The sequence below is a fragment of the Ottowia sp. genome, assembly GCF_047601385.1.
In the GTDB taxonomy this organism is placed as follows: domain Bacteria; phylum Pseudomonadota; class Gammaproteobacteria; order Burkholderiales; family Burkholderiaceae_C; genus Ottowia.
Genome location: NZ_JASGJP010000001.1, coordinates 1,322,544 through 1,343,126, shown reverse-complemented (window position 1 = coordinate 1,343,126; position 20,583 = coordinate 1,322,544). Strand labels below are relative to the sequence as shown.

26 protein-coding genes and 1 tRNA gene are annotated in these 20,583 nt (G+C 64.6%); 9 read left to right on the top strand and 18 right to left on the bottom strand.

The features are described 5' to 3' along the window. Positions 1-56: 56 nt before the first annotated feature. Complete coding sequence (gene lolA, locus QM772_RS06520) at positions 57-719, top strand: outer membrane lipoprotein chaperone LolA (protein WP_415134721.1); 663 nt, start codon at positions 57-59, stop codon at positions 717-719. Positions 720-865: 146 nt separating this feature from the next. Here the strand turns inward: lolA and QM772_RS06515 are convergent, their stop codons facing one another. The 12 genes from QM772_RS06515 to QM772_RS06460 all read right to left on the bottom strand — a co-directional run bounded on the left by QM772_RS06515 (position 866) and on the right by QM772_RS06460 (position 7,167). Continuing rightward, positions 866-1,492, bottom strand: coding sequence for an N-methyl-D-aspartate receptor NMDAR2C subunit (locus QM772_RS06515; protein ID WP_415134719.1), 627 nt, complete (start codon positions 1,490-1,492; stop codon positions 866-868). Positions 1,493-1,593: 101 nt separating this feature from the next. After that, positions 1,594-2,022: a lysozyme inhibitor LprI family protein gene (locus QM772_RS06510; protein WP_415134717.1), complete on the bottom strand. Its 429-nt coding sequence runs from the start codon at positions 2,020-2,022 to the stop codon at positions 1,594-1,596. 61 nt (positions 2,023-2,083) lie between these two features. After that, a complete protein-coding gene (locus tag QM772_RS06505; RefSeq protein ID WP_415134715.1) occupies positions 2,084-2,554 on the bottom strand; it encodes a T6SS immunity protein Tdi1 domain-containing protein in 471 nt (156 codons plus the stop codon). 58 nt (positions 2,555-2,612) lie between these two features. After that, positions 2,613-3,230 carry an SMI1/KNR4 family protein gene (locus QM772_RS06500; protein ID WP_415134713.1) on the bottom strand — a complete coding sequence of 206 codons (618 nt, stop codon included), beginning with the start codon at positions 3,228-3,230 and terminating at the stop codon, positions 2,613-2,615. Beyond that, positions 3,203-3,412 (bottom strand): hypothetical protein, encoded by a 210-nt coding sequence (locus QM772_RS06495; protein WP_415134711.1) that lies wholly within the window; start codon positions 3,410-3,412, stop codon positions 3,203-3,205. The genes QM772_RS06500 and QM772_RS06495 overlap by 28 nt, the downstream gene beginning before the upstream one ends. A 35-nt stretch (positions 3,413-3,447) precedes the next feature. Beyond that, on the bottom strand, positions 3,448-4,476 hold the full coding sequence (locus QM772_RS06490; RefSeq protein WP_415134709.1) for an IS30 family transposase: 1,029 nt from the start codon (positions 4,474-4,476) through the stop codon (positions 3,448-3,450). A gap of 32 nt (positions 4,477-4,508) precedes the next feature. Continuing rightward, complete coding sequence (locus QM772_RS06485; RefSeq protein ID WP_415134707.1) at positions 4,509-4,871, bottom strand: SMI1/KNR4 family protein; 363 nt, start codon at positions 4,869-4,871, stop codon at positions 4,509-4,511. Positions 4,872-4,898: 27 nt separating this feature from the next. Continuing rightward, positions 4,899-4,967 (bottom strand): DUF1010 domain-containing protein, encoded by a 69-nt coding sequence (locus tag QM772_RS06480; RefSeq protein ID WP_415139499.1) that lies wholly within the window; start codon positions 4,965-4,967, stop codon positions 4,899-4,901. Continuing rightward, positions 4,957-5,292: a hypothetical protein gene (locus QM772_RS06475; protein ID WP_415139663.1), complete on the bottom strand. Its 336-nt coding sequence runs from the start codon at positions 5,290-5,292 to the stop codon at positions 4,957-4,959. Before QM772_RS06475 ends, QM772_RS06480 begins: the two co-directional genes overlap by 11 nt. Before the next feature lie 73 nt (positions 5,293-5,365). Then, positions 5,366-5,656 carry a hypothetical protein gene (locus tag QM772_RS06470; protein WP_415134705.1) on the bottom strand — a complete coding sequence of 97 codons (291 nt, stop codon included), beginning with the start codon at positions 5,654-5,656 and terminating at the stop codon, positions 5,366-5,368. A gap of 415 nt (positions 5,657-6,071) precedes the next feature. Continuing rightward, positions 6,072-6,488 (bottom strand): hypothetical protein, encoded by a 417-nt coding sequence (locus QM772_RS06465; RefSeq protein ID WP_415134703.1) that lies wholly within the window; start codon positions 6,486-6,488, stop codon positions 6,072-6,074. A 274-nt stretch (positions 6,489-6,762) separates the two neighbouring features. Continuing rightward, positions 6,763-7,167, bottom strand: coding sequence for a YybH family protein (locus QM772_RS06460; RefSeq protein WP_415134701.1), 405 nt, complete (start codon positions 7,165-7,167; stop codon positions 6,763-6,765). A 140-nt stretch (positions 7,168-7,307) separates the two neighbouring features. Between QM772_RS06460 and QM772_RS06455 the strand changes: the two genes are divergently transcribed. The 6 genes from QM772_RS06455 (at position 7,308) to QM772_RS06430 (ending at position 13,539) form a co-directional block, all read left to right on the top strand. Then, positions 7,308-8,306, top strand: a complete 999-nt coding sequence (locus QM772_RS06455; protein WP_415134699.1) for an integron integrase — start codon at positions 7,308-7,310, stop codon at positions 8,304-8,306. Beyond that, on the top strand, positions 8,303-9,607 hold the full coding sequence (locus QM772_RS06450) for a replication-associated recombination protein A (protein ID WP_415134697.1): 1,305 nt from the start codon (positions 8,303-8,305) through the stop codon (positions 9,605-9,607). Before QM772_RS06455 ends, QM772_RS06450 begins: the two co-directional genes overlap by 4 nt. Before the next feature lie 277 nt (positions 9,608-9,884). After that, a complete protein-coding gene (locus QM772_RS06445) occupies positions 9,885-10,814 on the top strand; it encodes a branched-chain amino acid ABC transporter permease (protein ID WP_415134695.1) in 930 nt (309 codons plus the stop codon). Positions 10,815-10,827: 13 nt separating this feature from the next. Then, a complete protein-coding gene (locus QM772_RS06440; RefSeq protein WP_415134693.1) occupies positions 10,828-12,021 on the top strand; it encodes an ABC transporter permease subunit in 1,194 nt (397 codons plus the stop codon). Positions 12,022-12,043: 22 nt separating this feature from the next. Continuing rightward, positions 12,044-12,820 carry an ABC transporter ATP-binding protein gene (locus QM772_RS06435; protein ID WP_415134691.1) on the top strand — a complete coding sequence of 259 codons (777 nt, stop codon included), beginning with the start codon at positions 12,044-12,046 and terminating at the stop codon, positions 12,818-12,820. A 2-nt stretch (positions 12,821-12,822) separates the two neighbouring features. After that, positions 12,823-13,539, top strand: a complete 717-nt coding sequence (locus QM772_RS06430) for an ABC transporter ATP-binding protein (protein WP_415134689.1) — start codon at positions 12,823-12,825, stop codon at positions 13,537-13,539. A 61-nt stretch (positions 13,540-13,600) separates the two neighbouring features. On the opposite strand, the gene QM772_RS06425 is transcribed toward QM772_RS06430, so the two are convergent. The 3 genes from QM772_RS06425 to QM772_RS06415 form a co-directional block, all read right to left on the bottom strand. Further along, positions 13,601-13,676 (bottom strand) — tRNA-Lys (locus tag QM772_RS06425). A gap of 48 nt (positions 13,677-13,724) precedes the next feature. Continuing rightward, positions 13,725-14,498, bottom strand: coding sequence for a ThiF family adenylyltransferase (locus QM772_RS06420; protein ID WP_415134687.1), 774 nt, complete (start codon positions 14,496-14,498; stop codon positions 13,725-13,727). Then, positions 14,495-14,692 (bottom strand): hypothetical protein, encoded by a 198-nt coding sequence (locus QM772_RS06415; protein ID WP_415134685.1) that lies wholly within the window; start codon positions 14,690-14,692, stop codon positions 14,495-14,497. The genes QM772_RS06420 and QM772_RS06415 overlap by 4 nt, the downstream gene beginning before the upstream one ends. 185 nt (positions 14,693-14,877) lie before the next feature. Here QM772_RS06415 and QM772_RS06410 point away from each other — a divergent pair, with 185 nt between their 5' ends. Beyond that, complete coding sequence (locus tag QM772_RS06410; RefSeq protein ID WP_415134683.1) at positions 14,878-17,724, top strand: valine--tRNA ligase; 2,847 nt, start codon at positions 14,878-14,880, stop codon at positions 17,722-17,724. Here QM772_RS06410 and QM772_RS06405 read toward each other — a convergent pair. Further along, positions 17,721-18,677: an NAD(P)-dependent oxidoreductase gene (locus QM772_RS06405; RefSeq protein ID WP_415139497.1), complete on the bottom strand. Its 957-nt coding sequence runs from the start codon at positions 18,675-18,677 to the stop codon at positions 17,721-17,723. The two genes, QM772_RS06410 and QM772_RS06405, sit on opposite strands and share 4 nt — an antisense overlap. Positions 18,678-18,803: 126 nt before the next feature. On the opposite strand from QM772_RS06405, the gene galU reads away from it, so the two are divergent. After that, positions 18,804-19,691 carry a UTP--glucose-1-phosphate uridylyltransferase GalU gene (gene galU / locus QM772_RS06400; RefSeq protein WP_415134681.1) on the top strand — a complete coding sequence of 296 codons (888 nt, stop codon included), beginning with the start codon at positions 18,804-18,806 and terminating at the stop codon, positions 19,689-19,691. Positions 19,692-19,747: 56 nt separating this feature from the next. Here galU and QM772_RS06395 read toward each other — a convergent pair whose 3' ends face one another. Further along, the gene (locus tag QM772_RS06395) at positions 19,748-19,975 is read right to left on the bottom strand and encodes a sulfurtransferase TusA family protein (protein WP_415134679.1); all 228 of its coding nucleotides are present in this window, start codon (positions 19,973-19,975) and stop codon (positions 19,748-19,750) included. 14 nt (positions 19,976-19,989) lie between these two features. Continuing rightward, positions 19,990-20,538 (bottom strand): NUDIX domain-containing protein, encoded by a 549-nt coding sequence (locus QM772_RS06390; protein WP_415134677.1) that lies wholly within the window; start codon positions 20,536-20,538, stop codon positions 19,990-19,992. Between the last annotated feature and the right edge of the window lie 45 nt (positions 20,539-20,583).

The window sequence follows — 20,583 nt, the reverse complement described above, 5'->3', positions numbered from 1 at the left end:
ATGTTTCCAGGCGTAGCCGGCTGAACCTTCGGCCGCGCCGCGCGATCTGAAAAGCCATGAAATCCATCCACCACCGCATCGCCGCCGCGCTGCTCGCCCTGGCCGCGCTCTCCGTTTCTTCGGCCTGGGCCGGCGGGCTGGGCAGCCTGGAGCAGTTCGTCAAGGCCACCCGCTCCGGCAAGGCCGAGTTCACGCAGGAAGTCACCGCGCCGGCCAAGCAGGGCCAGCCGCCGCGCACCAAGACGCAGAGCGGCAGCTTCGAGTTCCAGCGCCCCGGCAAATTCAGGTTCGACTACCGCAAGCCCTTCGAGCAGACCATCGTCGCCGACGGCCAGACGCTGTGGCTGCACGACGTCGACCTGAACCAGGTCACCGCGCGCAAGCAAGAGCAGGTGCTGGGCTCCACCCCCGCCGCCATCATCGCCGCCGCGCCCGACCTGAAGGCCCTGGAGAAGGACTTCACCCTGGCCGAGGAGCCCGACCAGGACGGCCAGCAGTGGGTCAAGGCCACGCCCAAGGCCAGCGACGGCCAGCTGCGCAGCATCCGCGTCGGCTTCAAGCCCGGCGCCAACGGGCCGCAGCTGGGCACGCTGGACATCCTGGACAACTTCGGCCAGCGCTCGGTGCTGCGCTTCAGCGCGTTCGAGGTCAACGCCGCCGTGGCTGCGGGCAGCTTCCAGTTCAAGCCGCCGGCGGGGGCGGATGTGATCCGGCAGTGAGCCGGTGACCAGATGCTATTTATAAGATAGCTATCAGCGCTTGCTGCATAAGCGCTGGAGCCGTTTTTATTGTGAAGCTTGGCGGCCCAGAGCCTCACCCGCCGACTGGCACTGCGTCAGCCGACAGCGCATGGCTGAGCGACGTGTTAGGCCGCATTTCGCCCCGTTGCGGCAGCCAGGTTTGCCCTTGCACGGGCTTCGAGTTGCTGGTGCAGCGCGGGTGTGTTGTAGATCTTGGGCCGCTCGAGGAACGAACGCAGGATGGCGCGGCGCTTGTTGCGAAAGAGGAAGCCAGGAACGTAGGAGTACTCCTCGCGGATCTGGCGTTCGTACTCGGCGAACCTCGCGTCAGAGGCGCCAAGGATGGAAAGATCAATGTCCACAAGAACCTGCTCGTCTCGCGTAGCAGGAATCCCGGCATGCTTTGTGGCGAGGATGAGGCTGCGGACCAAGTCCGCGGCGGTTGCCGATGCACCTGAGGAAAGAAGCTCGTCATAGGACCAGCCCGCACTGCGCTCCTCGTTTTGCGACGACTTCAGATCGTAGATGGCATCGTGGAACCAGAGCGCCATTTCAACCGCAGCGGGATGGTCTGGCGCCTCGCGCATGGTGTCAAAGAGCGTCAGACACTCCTCAAGGTGCTGGAGAGTGTGGTACTTGCGGTGCGGCTCCGCGTACCGCGCCAGGATGGTATCTCTTACGGCAATACCGTCGCCGGTGCCGACGAGGCCGCACCAAGCTCGGGACCACGACGTTGGCAGGAGGGAACCCATGCGGTGTTACGAATACGAATGACAGCGCCTACGCGGCCTAACGTCAAAATTAAGCGGCGTGCGACAGCACGTCCGCTTGAATGCTTTTTTAGGCATGGCTTTCACTTCTCGGACAAAACGGCATCAAGATATTGAATGCGCCAGTCGTTAAGCTGTATCAGGCATGACCAGCGAACTTGACCGCTGCCCGAGGCAACCGCTCCGCTTGCGCCTATAGAGAAATCGCACTGACGCTCACCGAATCGAGCGAATTTTTTCGACGCGTCAACCAAAGAAGAAACGGCCAGCTCGTAGTGCGTTTTCGTAATATCATTTGCGCGTAGCTTTCTTTTCAATTTATCAAGAATTCCTTTTTCCAGCCTCGCAATATTTCGTTGAGTTTCCCGGAAGCTCTTTTCAAGACAATCTATTGAGCTGGCCCCGGAATTTTCTGCAATGCACTGCTTCACGACCAAAGTATGGGCTTGCGCATGTGATGTTTGGGGGAAAACAAAACATAAGGCCGCCAACATGGAAAAAAGTGGTTTCATGGTGAATGCCTAACGCCTGGATTAAATCGCGCCGCGAAGCGGCGTCGGCTTGAATGAATTGTTAGGCGCCCGGCACGATGTTGGCGTGAGTGCCATCCGGCAGATCCTTGGTTTGCTGATTAATCTGGGCCAGCAAGCTGTAGTTGACCACAAGGTCAGAAGTCTCGACGTTGTCGACAACGTAATCGCCGCCGAGAACTGGCGGCACCTTGAAGCTATAGCACTGCCCGGATTGGAGCGTGAGGCCAGCCGCAACACACTTGTCCGTGAGTGAGATGAGAAGCCAGTTTTCCGCATTGTCCCCGAGGTCAATCAGCGTGTAGAAATCCTCGCAACTATCAGCGAGTTGCTTGGTTTTGCCAGCGCCAACATCAAGAAAATGCACGGTCCCGTCATCTGGAACGAAGATGATGTCGCCGAACCGATTGACCATCCAAACCGTCAGGTCGGCAGGAAGCAGCCAATGCCACTCCGCGAGAATGCCGGCCCAGTCGTGGCCTTCTTGATCTATCAAATAGTCTTGCAGGTTCATGGGTGCCTAAAGCGTGAGTTAAGCTGACCCGCGAAGCGGGTCAGGCCTGAATGAATTGTTAAGTGCGCCCGCTGGATAGCTCGGCAATCAGGGCGCTATGCAAAGATCCTGAGACAAACTCAAGCTTGTCTGGCTGGTCATGATCCCATAGATACACCGAATACTCCCCTTGGCTATCTTGTTCTTTAATGGAGAAGCACCAAAGTCCCCAGTCGCTGTAATCCGCAAACGGGAGAAATCCCTTGCCAAGAAGGAGTTCATACGGCCCCCCATGAAATATCTCCTTCTTGAGTGATTCTTGCCAGCCAACACTCGGGTGTTTGAAGAATCCTACGTTTTGAATTTGAAGGCTCATGAAGTGCCTGTGTTGAAGTATTGACTTGTACTGGGGTGAAAGAATGAGCCCGATCTCTGTCTCCAGCTGCTTGAGCTTGCTGTCAGTGACTTTACTGTCAATCGGAATCCAGTAGTTCCAGTCGTCCTGCACTTGGCCAGTAGCCATGTCCGCAGGTATTGGCATCGGAAGGCAGTTGATGCCTTCCGACACCGAGCGGTCAAGGAACTTGTCAACAATCTCCAGCAATGTCATCTGCGCACCTAACGCCTGAATTAAGCCGCGCCGCGAAGCAGCGCTGGCTTGAAGAATTGTTAGACGGCAATGGCTCTTTCCAGCCACTCACCGTTCCATGTGGCCGACTGCAGCCATTCTATTAGATTTTCCACATACTGCTGATAATCAAGAGCCAACCGCACTTTCGTGTCTTCGTCTCTTCCGAAGGCGATAATTTGACCGGCTTGGCCTCTCGTATCTGGGTCAAAATCCACGCCGTGATGGTTTCCGCCCCAGTCATTGGTCAAAGGTAGGCGGATTCAAGTCCAAGTGCAACATTGATTCAATGCACGGAGTCCCCGCGCTGGGTCAATAGTTGTAGGTGCTGAGCATAGACCTCAAGCGGAGTGCGGTAGCCCAAGGTCATCCTGGGACGGCCATTGAGCTCATCGGCGACGGCATCAAGCTGCTCCTGCGTATAGCCGCTCAGATCGGTGCCTTTGGGGAAGTACTGGCGCAGCAGCCCATTGGTGTTCTCGTTGCTGCCCCTCTGCCAGGGGCTGTGGGGATCGCAGAAGTACACCTTCATGCCCGTGTTCTGGCTCAGCCTGGCGTGCTCGGCCATCTCCGAGCCTCGGTCATAGGTCAGGGTTTTGCGCATAGGGCTGGCAATGCCATTGAGCTTGTCGCTGAACGCCTGCAGCACGTGCGCGGCCGTGGCCGGGTTGGGATGTGGCAGCTTGACCAGCAGCACCAGGCGCGTGGTGCGCTCCACCAGCGTGCCGATGGCGCTGGCGTTGGCCGCCCCCTTGATCAGATCGCCTTCCCAGTGGCCGGGAAGCTGGCGATCCTCGACCTCGGGCGGGCGCACGTGGATGCTCATCAGATCCTGGATCTCCCCGCGCCGATCCTTGCCCTTGGAGCGGGGCCAGCGTTTGGCATGGGCCATGCGCAAGCACGACACCAGCTCTTTCTTCAGCTCGCCCCTGGGCTGGGCATAGATGCAGGTGTAGATGCTCTCGTGTGACGCTCTCATGCGCTTGTCATCGGGGTGCAGGGCCTTCAAGTGTCCTGCAATCTGCTGGGGTGACCAGTGCTGGCGCAGATGCTCGCACACCAGTGAGAACAAGGAGCCATCGCGGTGCAGCTTCGGTAACGGCCGGGCAAAGCGCCTGCGTCTGTCGCTGCGCTGCTGGGCGTACTTGGAGGTGTAGCCCTGGGCACCTCCATTGCGCTTGCACTCACGGCTGATGGTGCTCTTGGAGCGGCCCAGCGCTCTGGCTATGGCGCTCTGGCTCTGCCCTTGCTGCAGGCCCAGCGCTATCGCGTAGCGCTCCATCTCACTGAGCTGCTCGTAGGTTCTTTCGGTCATGGATGCCTCAATTCTGAAGGGGGTGTTGCACTTCAGATTTGAGGCCGCCGTATCCATGATCGGTTGCAGTACATTGGCTTTATAACACCTTCAGGATCAGACTCCATGAACTCAGCACAGTCGGCATTCATTTTGGCTTCGTCGATGGAGCGCCAGGCATCCCATTGCTCCCGAATTCCGGCTGCTGACAGAAGCTGTTGGCCAAAAAACAGACCTGGCCCATCTTGGCCATCATGGATCAGCAGCGAACTCTTAACCGACTCGGGCAATGCCACGCCTAGATAATTCTCCAAGCTCTGAATCTCAGCAGGGTCAGCCCCCGGAAGTAGCACAATCGAGCCACCGCATCCGAGCTCAGCGAGCCTATTCTCAATACGCTTCCATTGTTCTAGCATAACGACTCCCGAAGTATGTTCTGCCGCCTAACGGGCGAGGTAAACCGCCCGCCGTAGACGGGTCGGCTTGACTGCCGAGTTAGACCTAAAAACCAAAAGGAAGCTTCCAAATGAGAAAGCACAAGAAGAGCGCGGCAACAAACACGACTACTCGATACAACCGAGCTGACTTTCGCTGCATTTCCACCGCCCGAGCCTGTTGAACGATTGCGTGTTGTTGGCTTGTGAAAGCTTCCCGTTGCAATGCCAGCGCCTCGTTGGCCGCGCGCGAAGATTCGGCCAAGGCGTGTTGTTGGCTTGTGAAAGCTTCCCGTTGCAATGCCAGCGCCTCGTTGGACACGCGCGAAGATTCGACCAAGAGCTGTTGCTGCAAGTCTCGAATCTCGGTGAGTAACTGGATTGACTGTTCTTCGGTCGACACTAGGTGCTCCATTCTTGAGGACTAACGCCTGAGTTAAGCCGCGCCACGAAGCGGGTTCGGCTTGAATGAGTGGTTAGGGCCCATGCCGCCGAACCCTGAGTGCCTGTTCTGCGAGCGCCACGTACTGCCCAGACCAATCCCGTGCTGCGGCGCCGCTCTCAATGGCTGAAAGCAAGGCGTCTCCCAATCGGGAGGCGCCGATCTCTTTAGCTAGCGCCAATTGCTCCGAATGGAACTCCGCATGCATTTCACCAACCTTCTCAGGCTTATGTCGGCACCACTCAATACCCTTGTCGTTGTAGGACGCCGCACTACCCAACAAGTTGACGAGTCTTTGTTCTGTGGATACCAGATTGCTAGACATGGGCCGTAACGCCTGAATTAAGCCGCGCCGCGAAGCGGCGTCGGTTTGAATGAATTGTCAGGCCGCATGGAAGATGCCCCATGCCAGCCAAGGAAGTAATACTGCTAGAACTGCAATGGGCCCAGCAATAGCCGCCGCCCATAGTGGAACAGGTTTGAACCAGACTGCCATAGTAGCCAAAGCCGAGCCGATGAGGATTACGCACCAATAGCCGAAGTTGCCGTATCCCGTGGCCTCTTCCGGAAACATTGCGCGGCAGAGGACAAACAGTAGTAGCGGAATAGCGACTACGCCAGAGAAGAAGGCTATTAGCGAGCGAATGATTGACTTTGACACACGGCCTCCTGTCTCTGTCTATGTGGCCTAACGCCTGAATTAAGCCGCGCCGCGAAGCGGCGTCGGCTTGAATGAATTGCTAGGCCCCTAGCTGCGCTAGTTGAGCTTTGGCCCAGCTGACCGCGTTGTGGGCGGGAATTGACTCGCCGGCTTGCGGATCATCAAGCGAGCCACCGGAGACGGCAGCCAGCACGCTCGATGCGGCAAGGGCTGACACTAGCTCAAGCGGCCGAGACCCTATACAGAACTGGATTGAGAAGTCGGTACCTGATGCCAACTCCAAATCCTGTGCATCCTCCGGAGATATGGTTGATGCGTAGTACTCAAAGCCGGAAATCTCACCATTGACCGGGCATGGTAAGAAGCCTGAAAAAGAGTCAATGTCAAAATCTGCGTCAAGCGCGACGGGAAAGCCTTCCTCAACGATGGCGGACTGCCACGCTGCTGGGGATGGCATTTTATCGCGCTTGAGATAGACGACAAGGTCGTACGACATACTCTCTCCTAGGGGCCTAACGGCCAAGGTAAGCCGCCGCCGTAGGCGGTCGGCTTGAGCGCAGAGTTAGGCGCGAGATTGACTGCACGCGCAGCGTCAAGGCCAACGCCACCCGCAGCGCCAAAGCGCCCTGAACTACCAAAACAATAGCTGCTGGCGCTTGCTGCACGCGCGCTAGAGCTTGATTTGGCACTGAACTTTGCATGGGCAAACCGCGTGCACCTAACGCCTGAGTTAAGCCGCGCCGCGAAGCGGCGTCGGCTTGAATGAATTGTTAGGCACCATCGCCGGACTCATTGACTGGTGCAAGCAAGTTCGCATCACGAGCAATTTTCCACACCCCGGACTCTTTGCGCAGAATGGTAAGTGTGTGACCGGCGCGAACCATGGGTTTCTCTTTGTCAGGCAGAGTGGCGACGACTTTGATTTTTGTGAGCATGTAAGCCCAGTCACCTAGAACTTTCACCTCTAGGATTTCACTATGACCGTTGAACTCAACTGACGATTCGGCTTGGGCTTCCGATGCCTTTTCAAATACGGACTTGCCAAAAGGTTCTTGACCCGGAACCAGGAACACCACGTCGTCCGTCATTAGGCTAAGCACAGTCGCAGAATCACCGGCTTTTGTTGCAGCCATCCAATTCTGCACGAGATTTCTGATTTCTTTCTCGTCGCTCATGATGATCTCCCAATGCCGCCTAACTAGAATTAGATCGCCGCATACTACCGATCCGATGTGGCCTAAGTCAAGCATGCGGCTCAGCCGCTCTTGGGCTTGTCCGATACCAGCAGGAATTTAGACCGCCTAAAATTCCATGGATGGATGTGCCTGCCGTTCCGTCCGCTCCCGCTGCGCCGCAGCCGCCCCGGCTGCTGGAGTTGCTGCGCCAGCGCATCCGGGTGCTGCACTACTCTATCCGCACCGAGCAGGCTTACGTGGATTGGGCGCGCCGCTTCATCTTGTTCCACGGCAAGCGCCATCCGGGCGAGATGGGGGCGGCGGAGGTCACGGCCTTCCTGACGCATCTGGCTGTGGAGCGCAACGTGTCCGCCTCCACGCAGAACCAGGCCAAGGCCGCGATTCTGTTTCTCTACAAAGAGGTCTTGCAGCAAGACCTGCCCTGGCTGGACGAGGTGGTTTCGGCCAGGAAGGCGCGCCGCCTGCCGGTGGTGCTGACGCAGCGCGAGGTGCGCGAGCTGCTGCTGCACTTGCAGGGCACGCAGTGGCTGGTGGCCTCGCTGCTGTACGGCACGGGCATGCGCATTCTCGAAGCGCTGCGCCTGCGGGTGAAGGACGTGGAGTTCGAGCGGCGCGAGCTGATCGTGCGCGAGGGCAAGGGCAACCAGGACCGGGTGACGGTGCTGCCCGAGAACCTGCTTGCGCCGCTGCGCGAGCAGATGGAGCGCGCCCGGGTGCTGCACCGCAAGGATCTGGACGCGGGCCTGGGCGCCGTCTGGCTGCCCGATGCGCTGGCCGTGAAGTACCCGAACGCCGCCACGGCCTGGGGCTGGCAGTATGTGTTTCCGAGCACGGTGCGCTCGGTGGACCCGCGCTCGGGCGTGGAGCGGCGCCACCATCTGCTGGCGCAGTCGGTGCAGAAGGCGGTGGCCCTGGCCGCGCGCCGCGCGGGCATCGACAAGCCTTGCACGCCGCATGTGCTGCGGCATTCGTTCGCCACCCACATGCTGCAAGCGGGCTACGACATCCGCACCGTGCAGGAGTTGCTGGGCCACAAGGACGTGAGCACCACCATGATCTACACCCATGTCCTGAACAAGGGCGGGCGCGGTGTGCTGAGCCCGCTCGATGCCTTATGAGCCAACCATCTCATCCTCCACACCAGCCCCTGGCCGAGCGCCTGCGCCCGCACACCCTGGGCGAGGTGGTGGGCCAGCAGCACCTGCTGGGCGAGGGCATGCCGCTGCGCATCGCCTTCGAGTCCGGCCAGCCGCACAGCTGCATCCTGTGGGGGCCGCCCGGCACGGGCAAGACGACCATCGCGCGGCTGATGGCCGATGCGTTCGACGCGCAGTTCATCCCCATCAGCGCGGTGCTGGGTGGGGTGAAGGACATCCGCGAAGCGGTGGAGCGCGCCGAGAAGGCGCGCGACGGGCTGGCGCCGCAGGCCACCATCGTGTTCGTCGATGAGGTGCACCGCTTCAACAAGAGCCAGCAGGACGCCTTTCTGCCGCACGTGGAGAGCGGGCTGTTCACCTTCATCGGCGCCACCACCGAGAACCCGTCGTTCGAGGTCAACTCGGCCCTGCTGTCGCGCGCGGCGGTGTACGTGCTGCGCCCGCTCACCGACGAGGATTTGAAGGAAATTCTGGCCCGCGCGCAGGCCCAGCAAGCGCTGGCAGCTATAGAAACAGAAGCGGCCGAGCGCCTCGTCGCCTACGCCGACGGCGACGCCCGGCGCCTGCTGAACACGCTGGAGACGCTGTTCGTCGCCGCCCGCGCCGAGAAGCTGGACGTGATCACCGACGCCTGGCTGCTGAAGGTGCTGGGCGAGCGCCTGCGCCGCTACGACAAGGGCGGCGAGCAGTTCTACGACACCATCAGCGCGCTGCACAAGTCGGTGCGCGGCAGCGACCCGGACGCGGCGCTGTACTGGTTCGCGCGCATGCTCGACGGCGGGGCCGATCCGCGCTACCTGGCGCGCCGGCTGGTGCGCATGGCCAGCGAGGACATCGGCCTGGCCGACCCGCGCGCGCTGCGCCTGGCGCTGGACGCGGCCGAGGTGTACGAGCGCCTGGGCAGCCCGGAGGGCGAGCTGGCGCTGGCCGAATGCGTGGTCTACCTGGCCGTGGCGCCCAAGAGCAATGCCGTCTACAAGGCTTTTAATGCCGCCAAAGCCTTCGTCAAGCAGGACACCACGCGCCCGGTGCCGCTGCACCTGCGCAACGCGCCCACCAAGCTGATGAAGCAGCTGGACTACGGCAAGGGCTACCGCTACGCGCACGACGAGGAGGGCGCCTTCGCCGCCGGCGAGCGCTACCTGCCCGAGGGCATGCCGCCGCAGGACTTCTACCAGCCGGTGCCGCGCGGGCTGGAGATCAAGATCGGCGAGAAGCTGGACGAGCTGCGGCGCCGCAACCGCGAGGCCGGCCAGGGATAGGGCGCGCGCACTCTGGCGGGGCGTTCATGCACCCGATCCAGGCGCCCCGGCACCTGGGAAAACCCCGTGTCGCGCACCAATGGTGCGCATGGGGCGCTGGGCTACAATTTTTTTCATGAGAACCCGCTCCAGACGCTGCACTGGCGGGTTTTTTGCTAGTTGCGGATGCGTATCCGCAACCAAGGCGGTGGGCGTCCACGAGAGGCCGCGCCGCCGAACCGTCAACGACAGTGCCGTCCCGAGCACCCCCGGGCCGGACTGAGGAGGAAAGTTTTTCATGGAAGTCTTGCTTCAGCAGATCATCAACGGTCTGGTGCTGGGCAGCATGTACGCCTTGATAGCCCTGGGCTACACGATGGTGTACGGCATCATTCAGCTCATCAATTTCGCGCACGGCGAGGTGCTGATGGTCGGGGCGCTCACGGCCTGGTCCATCATCGGCATGATGCAGGCGGCCATGCCCGGCACGCCGGGCTGGGTCATCCTGATCCTGGCCACGCTGATCGCCTGCGTGGTGGCCGCGGCGCTGAACTTCGTCATCGAGAAGGTGGCCTACCGGCCGCTGCGCAACAGCCCGCGCCTGGCGCCGCTGATCACCGCCATCGGCATGTCGATCCTGCTGCAGACGCTGGCCATGATCATCTGGAAGCCCAACTACAAGCCCTTCCCCACGCTGCTGCCCAGCGCGCCGTTCAACGTCGGCGGCGCCTTCATCACGCCGACGCAGATCATGATCCTCACCGTCACGGTGGTGGCGCTGGCGCTGCTGATGTGGCTGGTCAACTACACCCGCATCGGCCGCGCCATGCGTGCCACGGCCGAGAACCCGCGCGTGGCGGGGCTGATGGGCGTCAAGCCCGACGTGGTGATTTCCGCCACCTTCATCATCGGCGCCATCCTGGCGGCCATCGCCGGGGTGATGTACGCCTCCAACTACGGCACGGCGCAGCACACCATGGGCTTCCTGCCGGGGCTCAAGGCGTTCACGGCGGCGGTGTTCGGCGGCATCGGCAACCTGGGCGGCGCGGTGCTGGGCGGCGTGCTGCTGGGGCTGATCGAGGCCATCGGCTCGGGCTATATCGGCACGCTGACGGGCGGCCTGCTGGGCAGCCACTACACCGACATCTTCGCCTTCATCGTGCTGATCATCGTGCTGACGCTGCGGCCCTCCGGCCTGCTGGGCGAGCGCGTGGCCGACCGCGCCTGAGGAGGGCCACGACATGACGCAGAAGAACAAGCTGGTCGCCTTCGTGGTGTGCGGCGCGCTGCTGCTGGTGCTGCCGCTGGTGCTGCAGCAGTTCGGCAACGCCTGGGTGCGCATCGCCGACATGGCGCTGCTGTACGTGATGCTGGCCCTGGGCCTGAACATCGTGGTGGGCTACGCCGGCCTGCTGGACCTGGGCTACGTCGCCTTCTTCGCCGTCGGCGCCTACATGTACGGCCTGCTGGCCTCGCCGCACCTGACGGACACCTTCGCGGCCATGGCCGCGGCTTTTCCCAGCGGCTTCCACACTTCGCTGTGGCTGGTGATTCCGCTGGCGCTGGCGCTGGCGGCCATCACGGGGATCCTGCTGGGCATTCCGGTGCTGAAGCTGCGCGGCGACTACCTGGCCATCGTCACGCTGGGCTTCGGGGAAATCATCCGCATCTTCCTGAACAACCTGGACCACCCGTACAACATCACCAACGGGCCCAAGGGCATCAACCAGATCGACTCGGTCAAGCTGTTCGGGCTCGACCTGGGCAAGACGCTGCGCGTGGGCGACTTCCAGATCCCGTCGGTCACGCTGTACTACTACCTGTTCCTGGTGCTGGTGGTCTTCACCGTGGTCATCTGCCAGCGCTTGCAGGATTCGCGCATCGGCCGCGCCTGGATGGCCATCCGCGAGGACGAGATCGCCGCCAAGGCCATGGGCCTGAACACCCGCAACCTCAAGCTGCTGGCCTTCGGCATGGGCGCCTCGTTCGGCGGTGTGTCGGGCTCGATGTTCGCGGCGTTCCAGGGCTTCGTGTCGCCGGAGTCGTTCAGCCTGATGGAGTCGGTGATGATCGTCGCCATGGTGGTGCTGGGTGGCATCGGGCACCTGCCGGGCGTGGTGCTGGGCGCGGTGCTGCTGGCGGCGCTGCCCGAGGTGCTGCGCCACGTGGCCGGCCCGCTGCAGGCCATGACGGACGGGCGGCTGGATTCGGCCATCCTGCGCCAGCTGCTGATCGCCCTGGCCATGATCGTCATCATGCTGCTGCGCCCGCGCGGCCTGTGGCCTTCGCCGGAGCACGGCAAGGCGCGCCCCGGCAGCGGCGTGGGCGGCAAGGCGATGCCGGTGTCGGCCCAGGACAACCCGCCGGGGGTCGATTTCCCCGCCGACGCCGTGCCGGGCAATACCGACAACCGGCAGTTCCCGGTCAACCCCTGAGAAGCAGCGGAGCGCGAACCTCATGAGCACAACGGATACCGTACTCAAGGTCCAGGGCGTGTCCAAGCGCTTCGGCGGCCTGCAGGCCCTGTCGGACGTGGGCCTGACCATCCGGCGCGGCCAGGTCTACGGCCTGATCGGCCCCAACGGCGCGGGCAAGACCACCTTCTTCAACGTCATCACCGGGCTCTACACGCCCGACAGCGGCAGCTTCGAGCTGGCCGGCCAGCCCTACCGGCCGCAGGCCGTGCACCAGGTGGCCAAGGCCGGGATCGCGCGCACCTTCCAGAACATCCGCCTGTTCGCCGACATGACGGCGCTGGAGAACGTGATGGTCGGCCGCCACGTGCGCACGCACTCGGGGCTGATCGGCGCCATCTTCCGCACCGCCGGCTTCAAGGCGGAGGAGCAGGCCATCGCCGAGCGCGCGCAGGCGCTGCTCGACTACGTCGGCATCGGCAAGTACGCGCACTACCGCTCGCGCACGCTGTCCTACGGCGACCAGCGGCGCCTGGAGATCGCCCGCGCGCTGGCCACTGACCCGCAATTGATCGCGCTGGACGAGCCCGCCGCCGGCATGAATGCCACCGAGAAGGTGCAGCTGCGCGAGCTGATCGACCGCATCCGCCGCGACGACCGCACCATCCTGCTGATCGAGCACGACGTGAAGCTGGTCATGGGCCTGTGCGACCGCGTCACGGTGCTGGACTACGGCAAGCAGATCGCCGAGGGCACGCCGGCCGAGGTGCAGAAGAACGAGAAAGTCATCGAGGCCTACCTCGGTACGGGAGGCCACTGAACATGGCACAGACTCTGTTGAAAGTGAGCGGCCTCCAGGTCGCGTACGGCGGCATCCAGGCTGTCAAGGGCGTGGACTTCGAGGTGCGCGAGGGCGAGCTGGTGTCGCTGATCGGCTCCAACGGCGCCGGCAAGACCACCACCATGAAGGCCATCACCGGCACACTGCCGCTGGCCGGCGGCGACATCGAATACCTGGGCAAGTCCATCAAGGGCCAGGGCCCGTGGGACCTGGTCAAGCAGGGCCTGGCCATGGTGCCGGAGGGGCGCGGCGTGTTCACGCGCATGACGATCACCGAGAACCTGCTGATGGGCGCCTACATCCGCCGCGACAAGGCGGGCATCGCCGCCGACGTCGAGAAGGTGTTCACCATCTTCCCGCGCCTGCGCGAGCGCAAGGACCAGCTCGCCGGCACCATGTCCGGCGGCGAGCAGCAGATGCTGGCCATGGGCCGAGCGCTGATGAGCCGGCCCAAGCTGCTGCTGCTGGACGAGCCGTCGATGGGCCTGTCGCCCATCATGGTGGACAAGGTGTTCGAGGTGGTGCGCGACGTGTACGCGCAGGGCGTCACCATCCTGCTGGTGGAGCAGAACGCCAGCCGCGCGCTGGCGCTGGCCGACCGCGGCTACGTGATGGAGTCCGGCCTGATCACCATGTCCGGCGAGGGCAAGGCCCTGCTGGCCGACCCGAAGGTGCGGGCGGCCTACCTGGGCGAATAGGCCGCGTTTCCCAACAAAAAACCCTGCCGCTGATGAGATGGCAGGGTTTTTGTTTTTGATCTGGTAGGACGTGCAGGATTCGAACCTGCGACCAACGGATTAAAAGTCCGCTGCTCTACCAACTGAGCTAACGTCCCCCAACCGGGGCGCCAAGCACATGGCCCTGCGCTCCGGAAAGCTTTCCATTATAGCCTGGCGTCGAATGTGCCCAGGGCGATCCGGTCCAGCACCCAGCCGGCGGCGCACAGGCCGAATGTGGCGGTGACGGCGACGCTGGAGCCGTAGCCGTGGCAGTTGAGGCTGCCGTCCACGCCGGCGGGCGCTTCGCACGCCTCGGGCATGCGCACGCTCTCGCGGCTGAAGACGGCCGGCACGCCGATGCGCCGCCCGCCCGCCGGCGCGCCGTGGTGGCGGCGCAGGCGGTAGCGCAGTTGCGCGATCAGCGGGTCGTGCGTGGCTTCGGCGATGTCGGCGATCTGCACCTGCTCGCCGTGGCGCTTGCCGCCGGCCGCGCCCACGGTGATGAAGCCCGCGCCGCTGCGCAGCGCCCACGCGGCCATGGCCACCTTGGCGGCCATCTGGTCGCAGGCGTCGATCACGGCGTGCACGGGCGCGGGCAGCAGGCCGGGCCAGCTGGCGGGCTCGGCGAAGGCGTCCACCGCGTGCACGGTGCAGCCGGGGTGGATCTGCGCGATGCGCTCGCGCATGGCCTCGACCTTGGCCTGGCCCAGCGTGCCGGTCAGCGCATGCACCTGGCGGTTGACGTTGGATTCGGCCACGTGGTCCAGGTCGATCAGCGTCAGCGTGGCGACGCCGCTGCGTGCCAGCGCCTCGGCGGCCCAGGAGCCGACGCCGCCGATGCCCACCACCGCCACGTGCGCCGCGCGGATGCGCCGCGCGCCCTCGGCGCCGTACAGCCGCGCCAGGCCGCCGAAGCGGCGGTCTTCGTCAGCGCTCACAACGCGCGCTCCAGCCGCCACGCCCGCGCCTTCAGCGCCGCGACGGCGCCGCCGGCCGGCGGCGACAGCCACATCCAGCGCGGCCCGGGGTGCGCCGAGTCGGCGGCGTGCATTCCGCCGCCTGCCGCCAGCGCCCACTGGCGCAGCCGCCGTACCAGGCCGGAGAGGCTTTGAACGTCGGGCGGCGCCAGCATGGCGGCGATTCTATTGAATGCGCATGCCGGGCATTGAAAACTACTATTATGATAGCTGCTGGCGCTTGATTGGCGGGCTCTGAAGGCCGATTTCATTCATAAAAATGGATGGCGTGCGGGCCGCTAAAATCAGCCGCTCAACGCGCGCCCCCGCTCCGCACTTCACGGCACCGCCGTCCCCCGCCATGTCCGACCAGCCCTCGCAGCCGGGACTTCAGTCCCTGTCCAAGTCCTTCGAACCCGCCGCCATCGAGGCGCAGTGGGGCCCCGCGTGGGAGCGGCGCGGCCTGGGGCGCGCCGGCTGGCGCGGCACCGGCGCGCCCAGCGCCGAGGCCGCCGCCCAGGGCGAGAACTTCGCCATCCAGCTGCCGCCGCCCAACGTCACGGGCACGCTGCACATGGGGCACGCGTTCAACCAGACCATCATGGACAGCCTCGCGCGCTACCACCGCATGCGGGGCTTCAACACGCTGTGGGTGCCGGGCACCGACCATGCCGGCATCGCCACGCAGATCGTGGTCGAGCGCCAGTTGCAGGAAAAAGGCCAGACGCGCCACGACCTGGGCCGCAAGAACTTCGTCGCCCGCGTGTGGGAGTGGAAGCAGCAGTCGGGCGACACCATCACGCGGCAGATGCGCCGCATGGGCGCCAGCGTCGACTGGAGCCGCGAGTACTTCACCATGGACGAGAAGCTCTCGAAGGTCGTCACCGAGACCTTCGTGCGGCTCTATGAGCAGGGCCTGATCTACCGCGGCAAGCGCCTGGTCAACTGGGACCCGGAGCTGAAGACCGCCGTCAGCGACCTGGAGGTGGAGAGCGAGGAGGAAGACGGCTTCCTGTGGCACATCGCCTACCCGCTGGCGGGCGGCGGCGGGCAGATGGTGGTCGCCACCACGCGCCCCGAGACCATGCTGGGCGACGTGGCCGTGATGGTGCACCCGGAGGACGAGCGCTACAAACACCTGATCGGCCAGCGCGTGGTGCTGCCGCTGGTGGGCCGCGAGATTCCGGTCATCGCCGACGACTATGTGGACAAGGACTTCGGCACCGGCGTGGTCAAGGTCACGCCCGCGCACGACGCCAACGACTATGCCGTGGGCCAGCGGCATGGCCTGCCGATGATCGGCGTGCTGAACCTCGACGCCACCATCAACGGCGAGGCGCCCGAGCAGTACCGCGGCCTGAACCGCTTCGACGCCCGCAAGGCCATCGTTGCCGACTTGCAGGCGCAGGGCCTGCTGGTCGAGACCAAGAAGCACAGGCTGATGGTGCCGCGCTGTGCCCGCACCGGCCAGGTCATCGAGCCGATGCTGACGGACCAGTGGTTCGTGGCGATGAGCAAACCCGATGCGAACGGCAAGAGCATCGCGCAGAAGGCCGTCGACGCCGTGCAGTCCGGCCAGGTGCGCTTCGTGCCCGAGCAGTGGGTCAACACCTACAACCAGTGGATGAACAACATCCAGGACTGGTGCATCAGCCGCCAGCTCTGGTGGGGCCACCAGATTCCTGCTTGGTACGCCGACGACGGTATGGTTTTCGTAGCAAGGAACGAAGACGAGGCGCGCGCCAGCGCCCAGAAAGCCGGCTACACCGGCGCGCTGCGCCGCGACGAAGACGTGCTGGACACCTGGTACTCGTCCGCGCTGGTGCCTTTTTCGTCATTGGGCTGGCCCGACAAGACGGAAGACCTGGCGCTCTACCTGCCCAGCAGCGTGCTGGTGACGGGCCACGACATCATCTTCTTCTGGGTCGCGCGCATGATCATGATGACGACCCACTTCACCGGCCGCGTGCCCTTCCGCGACGTGTACATCCACGGCCTGGTGCTGGACGCGCACGGCAAGAAGATGAGCAAGTCCGAGGGCAACGTGCTCGACCCGGTGGACCTGATCGACGGCATTGCGCTGGAGCCGCTGCTGCAAAAGCGCACCACCGGCCTGCGCAAGCCCGAGACCGCGCCCAAGGTGCGCGAGAACACCAGGAAGGAATTCCCCGACGGCATTCCCGGCTACGGCGCCGACGCGCTGCGCTTCACCTTCGCCGCCATGGCCACGCTGGGGCGCACCGTCAACTTCGACAGCAAGCGCTGCGAGGGCTACCGCAACTTCTGCAACAAGCTCTGGAACGCCAGCCGTTTCGTGCTGATGAATACCGAGGGGTTTGATTGCGGTATCGAAGGCGACTCGGCCGTCGAACGCTCCGCCGCCGACCGCTGGATCGTCAGCCTGCTGCAAAAGACCGAGGCTGCCGTCGCCAAGGGCTTCGCCGACTACCGGCTGGACACGGTGGCGAACACGATCTACGACTTCGTCTGGAACGAGTTCTGCGACTGGTACCTGGAGATCGCCAAGGTGCAGATCCAGACCGGCACGCCCGCGCGGCAGCGCGCCACGCGCCGCACGCTGGTGCGCGTGCTGGAAGCCATCCTGCGGCTGGCGCATCCCATCATTCCCTTCGTGACCGAGGCGCTTTGGCAGGCGGTGGCGCCCGTCGCGGGTAAGACGGGCGATTCGGTCGCCGTCGCGCCCTATCCGCAGGCGCAGGACGAGAACATCGACGAAGCGGCCGAAGCCGAGGTGGCCCGCCTGAAGGCCCTGGTCGATGCCTGCCGCAACCTGCGTGGCGAGATGAACGTCTCGCCCGCGCAGCGCCTGCCGCTCTACGCGCTGGGCGACGCGGCGTTCATCGGGCAGCAGGCTGCCGTATTGCAGGCACTGGCCAAGCTGAGCGAGGTGAAGGTGTTCACAGACGAGGCCGTCTGGGCGCAGGCCGCCGGCGCCGCGCCGGTGGCCGTGGTGGGCGACGCGCGCCTGGCCCTGTTCATGCAGGTGGACAAGGCGGCCGAGACCGCGCGCCTCGCGAAGGAAGCCGAGCGGCTGGAGAAGGAAATCGCCAAGGCCAACGCCAAGCTCGGCAACGAAGCCTTCGTCGCCAAGGCGCCGCCGGCCGTGATCGAGCAGGAGAAAAAGCGCGTGGCCGACTTCGGCGCCGCGCTGGACAAGCTGCGCGACCAGCTCCGCCGGCTGGCTTAAGCCAGCGGCGCCGGCCGGCTGATCGGCGGCGGCGTGACCTGGCGGTGGTCGGCGTCGGCCAGCACCAGCGTCTCGTGCAGGCGGTCGGCCAGGTACCAGCTGCCGCGCAGTTGCGATTCCTGTGTCAGCGGCGCCACGCGCGGCGTGATGCGCAGGTTCAGCAGGCCGCGCAGCGGGCTGTGGTTTTCGGCCAGCGCTTCGTCGTCGCTGTCCATCAGGAAGGCGCCGATGGCGCCCGAGCGCAGCGCGGCGGCCAGCGCCTCCAGGTCGAACAGCGCCGGGCGCGCGATGCTGGTCCACAACTGCCCCGGCTTGCACGACGCCAGCACGCGCTCGCCCACCAGGCCGCGGTAGCGCGTGGCGTAGGCCATCTGCACCGACACCGCGTCGGCGATCTCCAGCATCTCGTTCAGCCCCATCGGCTGCACGCCCAGGCGGCGCCACAGCTCGGCGCTGCGGTGCACCGCCGGGTCGTAGCCGACCACCCGCGCGCCCAGCGGCACCAGCATGGTGGCCAGCATCTGGGCCGGCGGCGCCATGCCCAGCAGCGCCACCACGCTGTCGTTGACCTCGCGCCCCAGCGGCGCGCGCTGGCCGAAGACGTGTGGATGCGCACCGTGCCGGTACAGCGACAGCAGCGACGACAGCAGGTACTCGGCGCTGGCCCGCACCGTGGCGGTGGACGCCTGGATCACGCGCACGCCGCGCCGCTGGCAGGCCTCGAAGTCGACGTTGTCGGTGCCGTCGTGGATGCGCCCGATGGCCACCAGCCGGGGCGCGAAGTCCAGCAGCTGGCTGTTGATCTTCAGCCGCGGCGGCACCACCAGCGCCTGGGTCTTGTAGATGCGGCTGCGCAGCAGGGCCGGGTCGTCGGCCAGCTCTGGCTCATAATCGACCTGATGGCGTGCCGCCAGCCACCGGCGGGCGTCGGTCGCCAAATCCTGTAGCAACACGATTTCCAAGTTGGCCTCCCGTAGCGATGTGCTGGATGCCCTGGCCGGACCGCCGTTCCGGCACGTGCGCCCGGCCAGTGCCAGATTCGTGATTGTCCGGCAATTTAAACCCGCTCCCCTACGTTCATGCAAGCACCCCGCCAGGTCCATACGGCCGTATTTCCCGTCGCCGGCCTGGGCACGCGCTTCCTGCCGGCCACCAAGGCCAGCCCGAAGGAGATGCTGCCCATCGTCGACAAGCCGCTGATCCAGTACGCCGTCGAGGAAGCCTACGCCGCCGGCGTGCGCCACATGGTGTTCGTCACCGGGCGCAGCAAGCGCGCCATCGAGGACCACTTCGACACCGCCTACGAGCTGGAGAGCGAGCTGGAGGCCGCCGGCAAGGCCGAGCTGCTGGCCGTGGTGCGCGCCGTGCAGCCGGCCGACATGGACTGCACCTACGTGCGCCAGCCGCGCTCGCTGGGCCTGGGCCACGCCGTGCTGTGCGCGGCGCACATCGTGGGCGAACACCCGTTCGCCGTGCTGCTGGCCGACGACCTGATGGTCGGCCCGCCGGGCGGCGCGCCGGTGCTGGCGCAGATGGTGGATGCCTTCGCGTCGCTGGGCGGCTCGGTGCTGGCGGTGCAGCAGGTGCCGGCCGACCAGGTGCGGCGCTACGGCATCGTGGCCGGCACGCCGGCCGGTCAGCGGCTGATCGGCATCGAGCGCATCGTCGAGAAGCCGGCGCCCGAAGAGGCGCCCTCGCGCATGGGCGTGGCCGGCCGCTACATCCTGACGCCGCGCATTTTCGACGAGATCCGCGCCCAGCCGCCCGGCGCCGGTGGCGAGATCCAGCTGACCGACGCCATCGCGCGCCTGATGCAGTCGGAGCGCGTCTACGCTTACCAATACGAAGGCAAGCGCTACGACTGCGGCAGCAAGGAAGGCTTTCTGCAAGCCACGGTGGAACTGGCCTTGCAGCACCCGCAGATGGGCGCGGCGTTCCGCGACTACCTGAAGGCGCTGGCTTTTTAGAAGGTTGAGCGTTCAACGGCGAGCGTTTTGCGTGAATATCGATACACGCTCAACGCTCAACGTCTTCTGAGCACGTGGATGAACTCGTCGCCCACCGCCTGCTGATCGACCAGATCGTTGCCGGTCTGCCTGGCGAAGGCCTGGAAGTCGCGCACCGAGCCGGCGTCGGTGCACAGCACGCGCAGCAACTGGCCGCTTTGCAGTTCGGCCAGCCCCTTCTTGGCCTTGAGGATCGGCAGCGGGCAGTTCAGCCCGCGCGCATCGACTTCCTTTGCAACGTCCATCGCCCGATTCCCGGTCAATCGAGCCCGCGGCGCCGCTCGGCGTTTTCCTCGGCGGTGAAGAACACCGGCTCGTGCCCGCGCGAGCGCAGCCAGTCGGCCAGCGCGTAGCCCGTGCCGGCGGGCCAGCACTTGAGGTCGGGCAGGTCGTAGAGGCGCCAGTCCACCAGCTCGGGCGAGAGCTTCACCTCGCCCTCGGCCACCACGTGGTAGGCGATGATGACCTGGTTCATGCGCTGGAAGTCGTAGGCGCCGACGATGTTGACCTCGCGCACGTCGAGGTTGGTTTCCTCCTTGACCTCGCGCGCAATGCCTTCCTGTGGCGTCTCGCCCGCCTCCATGAAGCCGGTGATCAGCGCGAACATCTTCGCCGGCCAGGCCGCGTTGCGCGCCAGCAGCACCTGGCCGCGGTATTCGACGATGGCCGCCAGCACTGGCGTCGGGTTGTTCCAGTGCGTGAAGCCGCAGGCCGGGCAGCGCAGGCGCTCCTTCGGGCCCCCGTCCTCCTCGACGGCGATCATGGCCAGCGCGGTGGCGCAGCAGGGGCAGAAGTTCCAGTCCGTCATGTGCTATTAAAAAAGTAGCTGCCAGCGCTTGTCCAGCAAGCGCTG